Origin of the sequence: Brucella sp. IR073 (assembly GCF_049065735.1) — a bacterium.
In the GTDB taxonomy this organism is placed as follows: Bacteria; Pseudomonadota; Alphaproteobacteria; order Rhizobiales; family Rhizobiaceae; genus Paramesorhizobium.
This window is the reverse complement of sequence record NZ_JBAKHD010000003.1, coordinates 544,444-560,692: the sequence shown is the minus strand read 5'-3', so window position 1 is coordinate 560,692 and position 16,249 is coordinate 544,444. Positions and strand designations below refer to the sequence as shown.

The window sequence follows — 16,249 nt, the reverse complement described above, 5'->3', positions numbered from 1 at the left end:
GCAAATGAAATTCTCGCATGGACCATAAACATTCAAGGCAATCCCCAAAAGTCCATGCCAAACACGCCTTATCGCGGGGTGGAGCAGCCCGGTAGCTCGTCAGGCTCATAACCTGAAGGCCGCAGGTTCAAATCCTGCCCCCGCAACCAACCTCCCAGACATAATTCCTACAAACATGACGAAGCGATAGCGTGTTAGTTTTTGCGCGCTAAGTATAATTCCCTCAATCTCCACTTGTCTCCAGCGTTGTGCTGAGCCAGCCATGATAGACCCTATATCGCCACGGACGGCAACAAGTTAGATTGCCGGTAAGGCCGGCTATTCCAGGACAATGCGGGGGAAATAGAAACTGACCACCCAATTGGGCATGTCGACGATCTCGCTGATGCGCAGATCGGCGCAGACCGAGCAGAGCATATAGGCGTCGACGGGGTTGAGGCCATGCTCAGCGGACAAAAGATCGACCATGCGCGCCACCGCCTCGCGGGCGGCCGTCATCAGGTCCGGGCCGATACCGGTCGTCACCTCATAGCCGGCACCGTCGAGGTGGCGGGTTACGGGGCCGGGCGTGGTGAAGCGAGGCGTGGCCAGGCGCGCGTTCTTGACAAGTTCGATGGTTGCCTCCACGTCCATCCGGCTTTCGATGGCGGTACCGCACACTTCGCCATCTCCTTGCGCGGCATGGGTGTCGCCGATGGACAGCAGTGCTCCCTCGACCTCCACCGGCAAGTAAAGCGTTACGCCGGCGGAGAGATCGCGAATATCCATGTTGCCGCCGACGCGGCGCGGCGGCACGATCGAATGTAGCCCAGGTTCCGCCGGGGGGACGCCGATGGTGCCGGCAAAGGGCTTCAGCGGCACGCGACCCTTCGGCCCGAATGCGGCGGGCGCCATGGATTTGGTGTCATAGGACCAGATATGGAGCGCAGGCTCCTTGAATTGGTCCGCGAGCAGGCCGAAGCCCGGAATATTGGCGGTCCAGCCCGTTCCGGAGGGGTGGAAGGCGCGAAGCGTAATCTTCAGCGCGTCGCCTGGCTCGGCGCCTTCCACGAAAACCGGGCCGGAAACGGGATTGATGCGTCCGAAATCGAGGGCGGCCAGCGTCGCGAGCGTCGCATCAGCGTCGATCTGACCGCCCGAGGAGTCGAGGCATTCGAACAGCAGCGTTTCACCGGGCTTTGCGATGATTGCCGGGCTGAAATCTTTGTTCCAGCCGAAATGGTGCTTGGTCCGATGGATGGTGTGAGCGCAGTTGACGCACATGAAACATTCCCTTTCGTTCTCAAATGGGTTCAGTCCAACGGAAAGTGGCAGGCGACCTGACGCCCGGCCGAAACAGGAGCAAGCGCCGGCCGCTTCTCGCGGCATAGGTCTCGCGCATAAGGACAACGAGGATTGAACTTGCAGCCTGCCGGCGGCGAAAGCGGGCTCGGGATTTCTCCCGAAAGCAGGATACGCTCGCGCTTTTTGCGGTTGTGCGGCTGGGGGATGGCTGAAAGCAGAGCCTCAGTATAGGGATGATGCGGTCTGGCATAGAGGGCTTCGGTCTCACCCATCTCGATGATGGAGCCCAGATACATGACCGCCACCCGCGTCGAGACATGGCGCACGACGGCGAGGTCGTGCGCGATGAAGACATAGGTGAGGTTCAGCCTTTCCCGCAATTCGTCGAACAGATTGACCACCTGCGCCTGCACGGAAACGTCGAGGGCCGAGACCGGCTCGTCGGCGACGATCAGCTTCGGTTCGACGGCGAGCGCGCGGGCAATGCCGATACGCTGCCGCTGGCCGCCGGAAAATTCGTGCGGATAGCGGTCGAGATACTCCCTTCTCAAGCCCACCAGTTCCATCAGCTCTTCCAGCCTGTTGTCGATGGCGCCGCCTTCGCGGATGCGATGGACCTTGAGCACTTCGGCGAGCATGTCGCGGATGCGCCGGCGCGGATTGAGCGAGGCGGACGGGTCCTGAAAGATCATCTGCATCTTTCGCCGGACGGGTTTCAGCGCAGCGGCATCCGCCGAAGCGATTTCCTGTCCGTCGAAGGCAAGCTCTCCGGATGTGATTTCGTAAAGCCGGGTCAGACAGCGTCCAAGCGTTGATTTGCCGCTGCCGGACTCGCCGACGAGGCCAAGCGTTTCGCCTGATCGCACCTCCAGATCGATGCCGTCGACTGCGTGCAGGATACGGCCTGAGCCCGGACGCATGGTCTTGCCCACGGTAAAGATCTTGGTGAGCTTGCGTGCGGTCAGGAGCGGAGGAGCGATCATGGTTTCAACGTTCATGCGTTTCCTCCATCGGAAGGGCCGCGCGCCGCAGCGCCGGACGCTCGTCATCATCGATCACGCAAAGCGCTGCTTGACTGCCGATGCGGCGCATGGGCGGACGTTCCGTGCAAGCGGCCCGCGCGAAGGCGCAGCGCGGCGCGAAACCACAACCCTCCGGTATGGTTTCAGGCGTTGGCGGCATGCCTGGGATCGACCGCAGTTTGGCGAGCCGCTTGCCCTCAAGGGGCGGTATGGATGCCATCAATCCCCAGGTATAGGGGTGGAGCGGGGCGGAGAAGACGTCCTCGGTGCGTCCTCTTTCGACGATCCGCCCGGCATACATCACCGCCACCTCGTCAGCGACCTCCGCCACGACGCCCATGTCGTGGGTAATGAGAATGATGGCCGAGCCGAAATCCTTGCGCAGCCGCCGAAGCAGATCGAGCACCTGGGCCTGAACCGTGACGTCGAGCGCGGTCGTCGGCTCGTCGGCGACGAGCAGCGCCGGATTGCAGGACAGTGCCATGGCAATGACGGCGCGCTGGCGCATGCCGCCGGACAATTGATGCGGATAACGATCGACGGCTTCGCCCGGATTGGAAAGGCCGACCTCGCCCAAGAGATCGATGGCGCGGCGGCGGGCCGCGCGGGCGGATATGTTTTCATGGGTGCGGATCTGTTCGGCGATTTGCCAGCCGATGGTATATACGGGTGTAAGCGCCGTCATCGGGTCCTGCGAGATGAGGCCGATCTCCTTGCCGCGGATCGCTCGCATGCGGCTGGCCGGCAAGTCGAGGATCGCCTTGCCGCGGAAGGCGACGGCGCCATCGACGCGCGTAGTCTTCGGATCGTGCAAGCCGAGCAGCGAGAGGAGCGTCACGGACTTTCCCGAGCCGGATTCGCCGACAATCGACAGGATTTCGCCCTCATGGACGCGGAAGGAGACATCGCGCACGGCCCGAACCGGACCCCGGTCGGTCGCGAAGGATACCGAAAGGCCGTTCACGTCGAGAAGGATGGGTTTTTCATTGGCTTCCATGGCTCAGTTCCCCCTGACCCGAGGGTCGATCAGCACATAGACCACATCGACCAGAGCATTGGCCACGACCACGAAGAACGAGGCGTACATGACCGTGCCTAATATCATCGGCAGGTCGAGGTTGAGCAGTGCCTGATAGGTGAGCCTGCCAACGCCGTTGAGGCCGAAGACCACCTCGGTCAATAGCGCCGAGCCGCCGACGAGCACGCCGAAATCCAGCCCGAACATCGTTACGAAGGGAATGAGCGACGTGCGCAGCGCATGGCGCAGCATGACGCGCGCCGGCGAAAGGCCCTTGGCGCGGGCGGTGCGGATGAAATCTTCCTGGTAGGCCTCCACCAGACCGGCCCGCAGCACGCGGCCATAGATGCCGATATAAAGCGCCGCCAGTGTGAACCAGGGAATGACTAAGGTCTTGAACCAGCCCACCGGGTCTTGTGTCAAAGGCTTGTAGCCGAGCGCAGGCACCCAGGAAAAGAGCCATGTATCGTGGAAGCGGCTCTGGCTGATGAGGTTCATGACCTCGCCCAGCCAATAGACCGGCATCGAAACCCCGATAAGCGCGAGGGCCATCAGGCCCCTGTCCACCAGCGTATCTCGCGTCAGGGCTGCCATGACGCCGACGAGGATGCCGCCGACGACCCACAGCACCGCAGCCCCGGCGACCAGAGAAAGCGTCACAGGGGCGGCTGCGACAACGGCCGGCACGACGCGATAGCCGCGATTGACGAAGGAGGTGAGATCCTGCGTCACGAAAAGCCGCTTCATCATCACCCCATACTGCACGGGCAGCGGCCGGTCGAACCCGAATTCCTTGCGGATGGTCTCGACGGTTTCCGGCGAGGCATTGCGGCCGGCAAGGCGGGCGGCGGGATCTGCGCCCGGCGTTGCAAAAAAGATCAGAAAGACGAGCGCGGAGATGCCGAACATCACGAAGAGCATCTGGCCGAGGCGCTGGAGGATGGCGAAGATCATGGGTTTCTCCTCAAGCCAGTTTCGTGCGCGGATCGAGGGCGTCACGAAGGCTGTCGCCGAGAACGTTGAGGGCAAGCACGGTGAGCACGATGGCGATGCCCGGCGCGAGGGCCACGGCAGGGCGCGTATAGAGCAGCGTCTGGCCGTCCTGAATGATCGTGCCCCAGCTCGCATCCGGCGCCTGCACCCCGATGGACAGAAAGGACAGGGAGGATTCGGTGATGATGTTGAGGCCCATCATCAGCGGCACGAAGACGATCAGCATGGTCGAGACATTGGGTAGGATATCGTGGATGAGGATGCGCCAGGAGGGAATGCCGAGCCCGCGCGCGGCCAGCACGAATTCGCTTTCCTTCAGCGCGAGCACCCGCCCGCGCAACGGCCGCGCGACATAGGGCACATAGATGATGCCGATGATAGAGATCGGCAGCAGCAGACTGTCAGCGCCGATTTCCAGCGGCCCGATGACGATGCCGTTGGAGATCAGGACGATGGAGAGTGAAATCGCCAGCAGGTAGACGGGAAACGCCCAGAGGATGTCGAGGATGCGGGAGAGCACCTGATCCACCCAGCCGCCGAAGAAGCCGGCGGAGATGCCGACGATGGCTGCGAAAAAAAGACAGATGAACGTTGCCGAAGCGGCGATCAGCAGGGAGTTTCGCCCGCCATAGAGCAGGCGCGCTGCGACGTCACGCCCTTGCGTGTCGGCGCCAAGCATATATTGCGGGCTCCAGGTCGGCCCGATCGGCGTCACCCCGAGACCGAGGCCCTCTGTCGAGGGCTGCATCACCTTCACGCGCTTGCCGTCGATCATGATCCGGGCGCTGAGATTGGAGCGGAAAGGATCGGTCCCGGCAATGTGCCGCGCATAAAGCGGCGCGGCGAGACAGGACGCTACGATCAGCACCAGAACCAGCGCGGCGGCCAGCGTCGCGCGGTCACGTTTCAGAATGCGCCAGGCGCGCGCCCAGGGGCCGGATCCGGGCCTTGAGCGGATCGAAACGGCTGTCCCGATCCCGGTGGTCTCTATCACGTCGGTCATCTGCTTTTCGATCTCTCGGGTTTATCAGGAAGCCTGCCCACCCCGCGGGCGGGCAGGCTTCGAGAGAAATCTCACTTGACCCACGACTGGGAAACGATCCACCGGTTCTGCTTGTTGAACAGGTAGTTGCCGAGCCGCGCAGACGTGAAGTTCACGCTTTTGGGCGTGAAGAGGGGAGCGAGCGGCGACTGTTCCATGAAAGCCTTGTCCACCTCGGCCCATTTGGCGTTGGCGGCGTCCTGATCGGTGAGCGCAAGGGTCATCGCCTCCTTCATCTTGGCGTCGAGATCCTTGTTGCAATAGCCGGCGATATTGATCGAGGCGTCGCTGCCCGGGTTGAACGAGGCGCAGGAGAGCAGCACATTCAGAAAGTTCGAGGCCGCCGGATAGTCCATGTACCACTGCGATACGCTGATCTGGACTTTGTTGTTAGTGTTCTGGATGTAGGTGAACTGGATATTGGGCGACACGGCCTTCATGGACGCATCGTAGCCCAGTTCCGAAAGCACGCTCTGGATATAGGTGCCGATGCCCCGCGCCGTGGCGGTGTCCTCGGCGATGACGGTGACCTTCTGGCCCTTGGTGCCGGATTCCTCGACGAGCTGCTTGGCTTTTTCCATATCGGGACCGGCCCATTCCGCGCCCGGCTCCGCCGAATAGAGGCAATTGCTCACATGTCCGGGGAAATCGGGCGGCAGGATCTGGCAGGCCGGCTGGGCCAGGACCTCGCCGCCGAACAAGCCGACAAGCGCGTCGCGGTCGAGGGCATAGTTCACTGCCTGGCGCACCTTGACATTGTCGAACGGGGCGAGGTTGGTGTTCATCGGCGCGTACCAGAAGGCGGCCAGCGGATCGATATGGATCTGGCTGGCATATTTCGCGCCGATTTCCGGCAGGCGGTCGGCGGGCGGCGTGTCGTACATCCAATCGATCTGCCCGTTGATGATGGCGTTGATCGTCGCTTCCTCCGTCAGCCCGAATTTATAGACGATCTCGTCGGCATAACCATCCGGCTGGGCGTCGATGCTCCACTCCTTGAAGTGCGGATTGCGCTTCATGACGAGCTGTTCGGTGGGATTGTAGCTGGCAATATAATAAGCGCCGGTGCCCGGTATGGGGGTGGTTCCGGCGTCAGCCAGCGGCGCATCCGCCGGCAGGATGGAAGCGTGCGGAACGGCGAGCTTTGAGAAGATTTCCGAATCCGGCTGCGCGAGGTTGATCGTCACCGTGCCGGCGGCATCGTCGCCGACGACCCCGCCTTCGAGTGTGCAGGTTGCAGCGTCCGCGATACATTTGTCGGCGCCGATAATGCCGTTGTAGAAGCTGCCGGTGGTCGGACCCTTTACCTTGAATATGCGCTGGAACGAGGCGACCACGTCGGACGGCGTCACCTCCTTTCCATTGGAGAATTTGATGCCCTTGCGGATTTTGAACACATAGGTTTTGCCGTCATTGACCGGCTGGGGAATCGCCTCCGCGATGGAGGGAACGATCTCGAAGCCTTCCGTACCACCGGCCTGCTTGAATTTGACGAGGCCGTCATAGGTCATCTGGTAGATCTGCCAGAACTGGGCGGTATAGTTGATCATGGGATCGATGGTGCCGGCGGATGCGACGGCGGCGAGCGTCATCGTGCCGCCCCGGTGCTTGGCCATCAGTTCGGCGCGGTCCTCGGCGAATGCGCCACCGGAAAGCGCCGTTTGCGCCAACAGGACGCCGGCGGCAAGCAGACCGGCGCGGCAGGCGGAAGGCTTAAGATAAATCGTCATGATGCGGTTTCCCTCTGGTTCTTTGTTTTGTCAGCGACACACCCGTGAACCGGGCTTTTTGTTTTGAGTGGTCAGGGCGCTTTTTGAGGCGCATGATCTTGTCCGAAAAGTCTGCAACTTTTCGGGATCATGCCTTGTCATCGAGGAAGCCGACGACTTCGGCCATGCAGGCCTCGCGCTCCTCAACATGCGGCATGTGGCTGGACTGCTCGAAGATACGCCAGCGAACATCAGGGATTTCGTCCGCATAGGGCTGGACGCAAGCCTCCGTCGCCTCGTCGAAACGGCCGGAGATGAGAAGCGTCGGAACGGCGATGGCGTGCAGACGTCCGACGATGGACCAATCCTTCATCGTGCCGATGACGTGGAATTCGTTGGGTCCGTTCATGGTGTGATAGACGGTCGGGTCGGCGGCAATCGCGTCGAAGGTGCGCTTGACTTCCGGCGGCATGGGCACGATGCGGCAGACATGGCGCTGGTTGAAGACTTCGGTCGCTTCCATATATTCGACACTATCCGTGGTGCCTGCCGCCTCATGCCGGAGCAAGGTCGCCTGCACGTCGGCAGGCAGGGCCTCGCGCAACCTGTTGGCCTCGGAAATCCAGGTTTCCATCGCCGCCGGTGAGTTCGCGATGATCAGCGCCTTGAGACCAGCCGGACGCTCGACGGCGAATTCAGCGGCGAGCATGCCGCCCCAGGATTGCCCGAGCAGGCAATAGGCATCCCGGACGCCCAGATGATCGATCAGATTATGCAATTCGGTCCGGAAGAACCCGACCGTCCAGAAATCACCGCCCTTTTCGGGCAAGTGTGTCGACTTGCCATTGCCGACCTGATCGTAGTGAATGACGGCTCGTCCGGTCGCGGCGATGTCCTTGAAACTGTCGACATAGTCATGCGTGCAGCCGGGGCCGCCATGGGCGACGATGAGGGGCGGCTTGCCGGAGGCAAGATCTCCGGTAATGCGGTACCATGTCTTATACTCCCCATAGGGGGCGTAGCCTTCAGTGGTGGGCACGTTGAGCTCCTTGTTTCGACTTTGTGTCATGCGCTGTTTTTTGTGCGCCGCTCGTCGCGGCAGATGGCCTCGGCCGTTTCCTCGATGGTTGCGCCCCAGTCCATGGCGATCTTGCGCAGACGCTTCCATGCGCCCGCCTCATCGAGCCCCTCTTGTTGCAGCAGCCGCAGGACCGCGCGGACGATGACCGGCCTCTGTCGCAGGCGTTCCTCCAGGGCGCGAATGTCTTCGGCTTGGCCGCGGGAGAGCTGATAGCTATGGGCGGCGATCAGGAGCGCGCTGTAGGCTCCGGTGGAACCGACGGGTTTTAGGAGATGGGCATTCGAGCCTTGGGCAAGGGCCCATTCGACACGCCCGGGCGCCTCGGAACCGATCAGGGCAATCAGCGGCATGGGCGCAAAGCCAAGCGGCCAGGGGAACTGGCCGTCATGCCCCATGTCGGCATCGAAGAACACGACATCGGCGACGGCATCCGCCTCACCGATCTGCGGCCACACGACACGGACGCTGATATGCAGCAATTCGAGCTGGCGCCTGAGCGCATCGATGGAAGGGTGCTCGCGATGCAGGATCACGGCGCGCCAGGTGGAAAGGGACGGACGAACCACACCGCTCATTTGATCACCTTCAACTGACCGCCGGGAAAGGGATGCCTCCCTCCCGCGCTCTCACCGGAGCGCCCAAGCGAGTGGAGCAGATAGGGATCGGCCTCCACGGGCGCCGAAGCGCTGTAAAAGATATCGAATTCGCCATTCGTATCGGAAACCGCCAGATGGGGCCGCAGCGCCGCGTGATGGGTGCGCGGATCGATCGCTATCGGACCGAGGGGCGTATCGAAAAGCCTGGAGGTGACGACGCTGCGGATCGCTTCCGGCGCGTCCGTTGCCGCATCTTCAATGGCGCGCGCTAGGATTGAGACGCTCATATAGGCCGCGACGAAGGAAGCCGTCAGTTGCCGCTCACTGCCATGGCGCGACGCCATGCGCGCCTTGAAATCCCGGTTTTCCGATGTCGCCAGACGGTTGAAGTAAATGGACGCGGACATATGTCCGGCGCGGGCGGAGGGCGCCAACCCGTTCAGGTCGACTTCCGACAAATTGCAGGCGACGACGGGCGGAGCGGAGCGCATTTCGGCGCGCAAGACATCATAGGCCGCGAGAAAGGCCGTCGCCGATCCGCCGACCAGATTGCTCAGAATGAAATCCGGCTTTTTCTGCCTGATTTCGGCGATCAGGTGCTCGGTTTCCACCGCGCCAAGCGGCACGAACCGTTCGGAAACGACCTGGCCGCCGGCCGTTTCGGTGATCTCGCGGGCGATGCGGCTGATTTCCCATCCCCAGATATAATTGGAACTGACGATGAAAGGACGCAGCCCGTAACGGGGCAGCACGTGATCGAACAATGGCAAAAGATGCTGGTTGGGGCAGGCGCCCAGATAGATGGCGCTGTCGCTTGCCTCGTATCCCTCGTAGGGAAAGGCGTACCAGAGCAGCGCACCGTGGCGCTCTATTGCCGGCAGCACGTCCTTGCGGCTCCATGACGTGATGGTGCCGATGACATGGCGGCATCCATGCTGACGGATGGCCGCCTCGGACAGAAGCGCATAGCGCTCCGACCGGCCCGCCGGGTCGTCGATCCTGGGTTCGAAGCGGAAGGGAAGGCTGTTGTCGGCGTTGACTTCAGAGATCGCCGCCATGGCCCCGGTGACCGCCTCCTGGCCAAGCGCCGCGTAAGCGCCGGTCGTTGAATAGAGGATGGAAACAGGAACCGTCTCGCGCCTCATCGTGAATGCGCTCCCAAGCGCGGCTGGGCACGTTCCCCTGTCTTCGTTGGCACTTCCCATGACGTCATTGTCCGGGTTCCCCATTTTTGGGCCTTAAGAACAAAAAAGCCCCGCACCGCGCGTGTGGCGGTATCGGGGCTCATTTGCCGTCGGCAGCTTTTGCCATTTTCAGGAAGGCTAGAATATGATCGATTTATAGTCAATCACATTCTTTGCTTAAATATGAGGCTGATTGCGCTGCGGACGGGTTGTCAGCCCGGCAGAAATTGCCGTATCGTGATGAGACGGCGGGCTGCGGCTTGCGTCAAATAACGGAAACAGCGTCTCATGGCCTATCGGCAGACCGCAGCGGGAACCACCTATCGTTTCGGCGATTTGAAGACCCTGATGGCCAAGGCCACGCCCGAACGCTCCGGTGACCAGCTCGCCGGCATAGCGGCGGAGGGGCCGGTGGAACGGCTTGCGGCGCAAATGGCGCTGGCCGATCTGCCGCTTGCGGCCTTTCTCTCGGACGAACTGATCCCCTCGGAAGACGATGAAGTCTCGGCGCTGATTGCCGAGCAGCACGATGCCGCCGCCTTCGCACCGGTCGCATCGCTCACGGTCGGCGAATTTCGCGAATGGCTGCTCAATCCCGCTGTCGGGCAGGCTGAACTCGAGGCGGTCACCTTCGGCCTGACGCCCGAAATGGTGGCTGCGGTCTCGAAGATCATGCGCTTGCAGGATCTGGTGGCGGTCGCCGCCAAGCGGCAGGTGGTCACCCGCTTCCGCAACAGTATCGGCCTTCCGGGGCGGCTTTCCACCCGCAACCAGCCGAACCATCCCACCGATGACTCCCGCGGTCTCCTCCTTTCGGCTATCGATGGGCTGCTTTTGGGGAGCGGCGATGCGGTGATCGGCGTCAACCCGGCCACCAGTACCCTGACGGATTATATCCGCATCGTGCAGTTGCTCGACGATCTCAGGCAATTGCTCGATATTCCCACCCAGACCTGTTGCCTCGGCCATGTCACGACGGCGATCCGGGCGATGGAAAAAGGCGCGCCTGTCGATCTGGTGTTCCAATCGATTGCCGGGTCCCAGAAGGCCAATGCCGGTTTCGGCGTCGACCTCGCGGTGCTGCGCGAAGCCTATGAGGCTGGGCTCGCGTTGAAACGCGGCACGCTCGGCAGCAATCTGATGTATTTCGAGACGGGGCAGGGAGCGGCGCTTTCCGCCGATGCCCATTTCGGCGTCGATCAGCAAACCATGGAAGCGCGCGCCTATGCCGTGGCGCGCGCGTTCTCGCCGCTCCTCGTCAACACCGTGGTCGGGTTCATCGGGCCGGAATATCTCTACAATGGCAAGCAAATCATCCGCGCCGGGCTGGAAGATCATTTCTGCGGCAAGCTGCTCGGTCTGCCGATGGGCGTCGATGTCTGCTATACCAATCATGCCGATGCCGACCAGGAGGATATGGACGTTCTCTTGACCGTGTTGTGCGCGGCGGGTGTCAATTTCGTCATCACCGTGCCGGGTTCCGACGACGTCATGCTGAATTACCAGACGCTTTCCCACCACGACTGCCTCTATGCCCGCGAGACGCTGAACCGCCGGCCCGCACCGGAATTCGAGGCATGGATGCAGAATGTCGGGCTCACCGATAGAGAAGGGCATCTTATGGATAGGCCGGGCCTGATGGCACGCATATCGGGCAAGCTCGGGCAACTGACGGCGGAGGCGTCGTGATGCCGGACACGCGCCCCTCGCTCACCACCCGCGCGCCGGAAGAACTCGAAGCGCTACGTTCGGCCACTGACGCCCGTATCGCCCTCGGCCGCAGCGGTACAGGCCTGCCGACGGCTGCCGTTCAGGCTTTTCTGCTCGATCATGCCCGCGCTCGCGAGGCGGTGTGGCGACCGCTGGACGTGGAGGCGGTGGAGCGCGAGCTCCTATCCCTCGGCGTCCCCGTCGTCCACGTTGCCAGCCGGGCAAAGGACCGGGCAGAGTATCTCCGGCGGCCCGATCTCGGCCGCCGCCTTTCTCCAGATCGCAGCCTGGCGCTGGGCGAACCGGGGAGGGCGGTGGATGTGGCGCTGATGGTCGCCGATGGCTTGTCGGCGACTGCGGTCGAAATGAACGCCGCCCCGCTGGTCGGCGCCCTTCTGCCGCTTTTGCAATCGCAGGGGCTGACCATCGCGCCGGTCGTCCTCGCCACCCAGGCGCGTGTGGCGCTGGGCGATGATATCGGCGTCGCGTTGAAGGCGCTGATATCCGTGGTGCTGATCGGCGAGCGGCCCGGCCTATCGGCGGTCGATAGTCTCGGGGCCTATCTCACCTACGCACCGCAAACCAATCTGCCGGATTCCCGCCGCAACTGCATTTCCAACATCCGCGACGGCGGCTTGCCGATAGCCGAGGCCGCGTCGCGGATCGCCATGCTGGTCAGCGCGATGCGGAAACAAGCGACGAGCGGGGTGGCATTGATCGAACCGGAGACCGCCTCAGGTTTCATATCCGGTTGAGGAGCCTTCTCGCGCTTCCGTCAAAACACAATTTGAATGTGGCGGCTTGCCGCTGCGTCCAGAGCCGTCTAGACGAGGTGATTGCGCCCTCATTTGAATTGGATAGACATGTTCCGTTTTATTCATACGAGCGATCTGCATCTGGGCAAGCGGTTCGGGAATTTCTCGGGCGACCTGCCAAGCCGGCTCCGCGAGGCGCGGCACATGGTCATCGCACGGCTCGCTGAGCACGCTCGGGAGGAGGGCGCGGCGGCTATCCTGTTGGCGGGCGATACGTTCGATACCGAGACGCCGTCGCCCGCTATCCGCCGGCAGGCGCTGGCCGAGATGGCGCACCATGCGACGGTGCGCTGGGTGATCCTGCCGGGCAATCATGATTCCCTCCAGGCGGCGCAGCTTTGGGATGCGTTGCGGGCGGAAGCGCCTGAGAATGTCGTCCTCGCCACCGATCCCCGGCCGATCCCTTTGACGGGGGATGTGGTGCTGCTGCCCGCGCCCTGCACGACGCGGCGCCCCGGCCGTGATCTGACCGAATGGATGGATGGCGAGGCGACGCCGGAGGGGACCATCCGCATCGGGCTTGCCCATGGCGCGATCCGGAGTTTTTCGGAAGATGGCGTTGCCGCCGAAGTCATCGCGCCCGATCGGGCCATGCGGGCGGGGCTCGATTATCTCGCGCTTGGCGACTGGCACGGCGCGGTGGAGGTCAATCCGCGCACGCATTATTGCGGGACGCCGGAACCGGACCGGTTCAAGCATGACCAGCCGGGCAGCGCCCTCCTGGTGACGATTCACGGACCGTCCGCGGTGCCTGTAGTCGCGCCGCTGCCGACCGCAAGCTTTGCCTGGCAGACATTGGATTTGCATCTGCTTGACGGCAGCGAGCCCCGCGCGGCGCTGGAGGCGCTGCTGCCGGAAGCGAGGCAGCGCAGGCAGACGCTCGCGCGCGTCGTCGCGACAGGGCGTTGCCGGTTGCCGCACCGCACTGCCCTGATGGAAATCGCCGAGAGTACCGCGCCGGACTTTGCATATCTGGAACTCGACGACACGGGCCTTGTGACGGAGTGTGAGGTGGAGGATCTCGACCTTATCGACCGCGGCGGCGCTTTGCGAGAGGCTGCCAACGCGCTGCTGGCCGAGGCGGGCGATGAGGGCCAGTCCATCGCCACCCGCGAAATCGCGCGCGCCGCGCTGGCCCGGCTTTATTCCTATGCGCAGAAAGTGACGCCATGAAAATCTCGGCGCTGCGGCTCCACAATGTCAGGCGCTTTGCCGGGCGCGGCGTTGCCATCGAGGGGATTGGCGACGGGGTCAATGTGCTTTGCGCCGCAAACGAATTCGGGAAGTCGACGTGCTTCGAGGCGTTGCACGCGCTGTTCTTCCAGCCGCACTCGAGCAGTTCCAACCCCGTCAAGAACTTGAAGCCTTATAGCGGCGGTAATCCGCTGGTTGAGGCTGATGTCGTAACCACCCAAGGTTGGTTTCGGATTACTAAGCAATATTTGGGCGGCAAATCGGCGAGGGTAACGGATCTGGCGACAGGGCGGCTGCTGGCCCAGGCGGGCGAGGCAGAGAACTTCATCGCCGGCTTGATCAGGGGTGGTACTGCCGGGCCCGCCGGTCTCTTGTGGGTGCGCCAGGGCGTGACGGACATTGAGCCGCGCAAGGGGGACGACGCTGAGAGCGAGGTTCGTCGAAACCTGCTCGAATCCGTGCAGGGCGAGGTCGAGGCTGTCACCGGAGGCCGTCGCATGGCCGAGATCATGGATGCCGCGCGCGGCGCGCTCGCCGAAATGGTCACACTTAAAAGCGGTAAACCGACGGGCCGTTACGCGTCGGCGATCAGCGAGCGCGACAGGCTGGAAGCGGAGGAGCGGCGGCTTTCGGCGGAAGTCGCCGCACTGCGCGAGGCACTGCAGAAACGTGCGGCCGCGAAGGCACGGCTCACCGAGCTTAGCCGTTCCGAGGACAGGGACGAACGGCGAAAGGCGATTGAGGCCGCGCAGGCGGCCTTCGATGCTGCTCGGGCGCATAGCGAGATGCTGAAGACGGCAGAAGCCGAGCTGGCGCTGGCGCGGGAACGCCGGGCGGCTGCCGAAAAGGAGCTCAAGGCCTTTCAGGGGGCGCTGGAGAAGGCCAGGGCGTTGCATGATCAATGGCGGGAGGCCGCCGCGCGGCGAAACGAGATCGAAAGCCGGCAAAGGGAGACGACCGCTGCTTACGACAAGGCGCGCGCGGAGGACGAAGCCGCCGAAGCCCATGCGCAGGAAATAGGCGAACTGGTTGCGCGGATGAACGCGGCATCGAAGGCGCGCGAGGCATGGGAACGGCTCGCCGAATTGAAGGACAGGCTCGGCCAGGCCGAGGCGATACGTCACACGATGGAGGAAAACGAAGCGCAGCTTGCATTGGAGAAAATTCCGCTGAAGGCGCTCGACGAGCTTCAGGCGCTTGAAATCGAAATTGCGAAATTGCGTGCCGCCGAGGAGGCCGCACGCCCCACGGTTGCCGTCAGCTATGAAGCCGGTGCCGCCGCCGTGATGATGGATGGCACGCCGCTCGGCGATGGCGAGCAACGCGGGTTCGATGGACATGCCCTCATCGCCATTCCCGGCATTGGCACGATCAGCCTGCACTCGAACCGGCCGGCCAGATCAGACACGCGCCTGGAGAAGGCGGAAGCCGCGCGCCTGAAGCTGCTTGGCGCGGTGGGCATCAAAACGCTCGCCGAGGGCAGGGAGCGGCAGGCGCGCGCGCAGCGGATAGAAGCTGACCTCAGTGCGTTACGCGGTCAATTGTCCCTTCTGGCGCCTGACGGCCTCGCCGCATTGCGCGAGGAGGTTGCGGCGCGCGAGGCCGCAGGGGCGGAGATGCTGGAGCTGAAATGGGATCCGGCGCAAATCCACGCTGCTCATAGCCAAGCCGAGGAGCGGCGCAAGGCGGCGCGGCTGGCGCTGCGCGAACTCGAACCTGTTCGCGAAAGCCTCAACAGCGCCTTCATCGCCGCCGAGGCCGCCCTGACGTCGGTGAAGCTCGAGATGGAGCGGGTCGGGGCGATCCTGGGCCCGGAAGCAGAGCGCGGCCCACGCGAGCGGAGCCTATCAGAGACGTTCGACGCTGCGGATGGGGCGCTGGCGGCAGCGGAGGCGCATGCAGGCAAATTGCGGGCTGCGGCGGTCGATCTTCACTCCGTCGAAGCAGCGTTGAAGCGCGCGCTCTCGGTCGATGCGGCGGCGGAGAAGGAAATCAACGGGTTGCGCGAGACGATCGCCAGCCTGAACGGCGAGATCGCGACGCGGTCGGACGAGGCGGTGGAAGAGAAATGGCGCGAAACCAGCGAGGCGCTTTCCGCCGCCAAATCCCGTGTGGGGATGTTCGAAAGGGAAGTTGCCGTCCTGCGGCGGCTGTCGGCTGTGCTGGAAAGCGCCAGAGCGGAAGCGCGCGAACTCTATCTCAAGCCTGTCATGGCGGAGCTGAGGCCGCTTCTCGGTCTCCTGTTCGACGATGTTTCGCTGACTTTCGACGAGAAGACGCTTCTGCCGCAAAAGATCGCGCGCAATGGCCAGGAGGAAGATGTCGACCGGCTGAGCGGCGGCATGCGCGAGCAATTGTCGGTGCTGACACGGCTCGCCTTCGCCAGGCTGCTCGCCCGCGATGGCCGGCCGGCGCCTGTTATCCTCGACGATGCGCTCGTCTATTCCGATGACGATCGGATCGAAAAGATGTTCGATGCGCTCCACCGGCAATCACGGGACCAGCAGATCATCGTCTTCTCCTGCCGCCAGCGCGCCTTCCAGAAGCTCGGCGGCAATATTCTCGAGATGACGGAGTGGCAGCCCTAGGGAACCGGCTGCT

Annotated in this window: 13 protein-coding genes and 1 tRNA gene; 5 read left to right on the top strand and 9 right to left on the bottom strand. The window is 63.1% G+C overall.

The window, feature by feature from the left end:
• Nucleotides 1-72: 72 nt before the first annotated feature.
• Nucleotides 73-149: transfer RNA gene (locus tag ACOWVG_RS09340), tRNA-Met, on the top strand.
• 169 nt (nt 150-318) lie between these two features.
• Here the strand turns inward: ACOWVG_RS09340 and ACOWVG_RS09335 are convergent.
• From ACOWVG_RS09335 to ACOWVG_RS09295, 9 genes are all read right to left on the bottom strand, one after another.
• Nucleotides 319-1,263: an acetamidase/formamidase family protein gene (locus ACOWVG_RS09335; RefSeq protein WP_420961651.1), complete on the bottom strand. Its 945-nt coding sequence runs from the start codon at nt 1,261-1,263 to the stop codon at nt 319-321.
• Nucleotides 1,264-1,292: 29 nt separating this feature from the next.
• Nucleotides 1,293-2,282, bottom strand: a complete 990-nt coding sequence (locus tag ACOWVG_RS09330) for an ABC transporter ATP-binding protein (RefSeq protein WP_420961649.1) — start codon at nt 2,280-2,282, stop codon at nt 1,293-1,295.
• Complete coding sequence (locus ACOWVG_RS09325; RefSeq protein WP_420961647.1) at nt 2,272-3,303, bottom strand: ABC transporter ATP-binding protein; 1,032 nt, start codon at nt 3,301-3,303, stop codon at nt 2,272-2,274. Before ACOWVG_RS09325 ends, ACOWVG_RS09330 begins: the two co-directional genes overlap by 11 nt.
• A 3-nt stretch (nt 3,304-3,306) precedes the next feature.
• On the bottom strand, nt 3,307-4,278 hold the full coding sequence (locus ACOWVG_RS09320) for an ABC transporter permease (RefSeq protein ID WP_420961646.1): 972 nt from the start codon (nt 4,276-4,278) through the stop codon (nt 3,307-3,309).
• Between the two features lie 10 nt (nt 4,279-4,288).
• Nucleotides 4,289-5,320: an ABC transporter permease gene (locus ACOWVG_RS09315; RefSeq protein WP_420961644.1), complete on the bottom strand. Its 1,032-nt coding sequence runs from the start codon at nt 5,318-5,320 to the stop codon at nt 4,289-4,291.
• A 71-nt stretch (nt 5,321-5,391) separates the two neighbouring features.
• A complete protein-coding gene (locus ACOWVG_RS09310; protein ID WP_420961643.1) occupies nt 5,392-7,089 on the bottom strand; it encodes an ABC transporter substrate-binding protein in 1,698 nt (565 codons plus the stop codon).
• A 127-nt stretch (nt 7,090-7,216) separates the two neighbouring features.
• Nucleotides 7,217-8,137: a proline iminopeptidase-family hydrolase gene (locus tag ACOWVG_RS09305; RefSeq protein ID WP_420961641.1), complete on the bottom strand. Its 921-nt coding sequence runs from the start codon at nt 8,135-8,137 to the stop codon at nt 7,217-7,219.
• Nucleotides 8,134-8,724 carry an ANTAR domain-containing response regulator gene (locus tag ACOWVG_RS09300; protein ID WP_420961640.1) on the bottom strand — a complete coding sequence of 197 codons (591 nt, stop codon included), beginning with the start codon at nt 8,722-8,724 and terminating at the stop codon, nt 8,134-8,136. Before ACOWVG_RS09300 ends, ACOWVG_RS09305 begins: the two co-directional genes overlap by 4 nt.
• The gene (locus ACOWVG_RS09295; protein WP_420961639.1) at nt 8,721-9,890 is read right to left on the bottom strand and encodes a transporter substrate-binding protein; all 1,170 of its coding nucleotides are present in this window, start codon (nt 9,888-9,890) and stop codon (nt 8,721-8,723) included. The genes ACOWVG_RS09300 and ACOWVG_RS09295 overlap by 4 nt, the downstream gene beginning before the upstream one ends.
• Before the next feature lie 327 nt (nt 9,891-10,217).
• On the opposite strand from ACOWVG_RS09295, the gene ACOWVG_RS09290 reads away from it, so the two are divergent.
• The 4 genes from ACOWVG_RS09290 (at nt 10,218) to ACOWVG_RS09275 (ending at nt 16,236) form a co-directional block, all read left to right on the top strand.
• Nucleotides 10,218-11,618, top strand: a complete 1,401-nt coding sequence (locus ACOWVG_RS09290; protein ID WP_420961638.1) for an ethanolamine ammonia-lyase subunit EutB — start codon at nt 10,218-10,220, stop codon at nt 11,616-11,618.
• Nucleotides 11,618-12,394: an ethanolamine ammonia-lyase subunit EutC gene (gene eutC / locus ACOWVG_RS09285; protein ID WP_420961637.1), complete on the top strand. Its 777-nt coding sequence runs from the start codon at nt 11,618-11,620 to the stop codon at nt 12,392-12,394. The genes ACOWVG_RS09290 and eutC overlap by 1 nt, the downstream gene beginning before the upstream one ends.
• Nucleotides 12,395-12,502: 108 nt before the next feature.
• Nucleotides 12,503-13,627, top strand: coding sequence for a metallophosphoesterase family protein (locus ACOWVG_RS09280; protein ID WP_420961636.1), 1,125 nt, complete (start codon nt 12,503-12,505; stop codon nt 13,625-13,627).
• Nucleotides 13,624-16,236, top strand: coding sequence for an AAA family ATPase (locus ACOWVG_RS09275; protein WP_420961634.1), 2,613 nt, complete (start codon nt 13,624-13,626; stop codon nt 16,234-16,236). Before ACOWVG_RS09280 ends, ACOWVG_RS09275 begins: the two co-directional genes overlap by 4 nt.
• Nucleotides 16,237-16,249 lie beyond the last annotated feature (13 nt).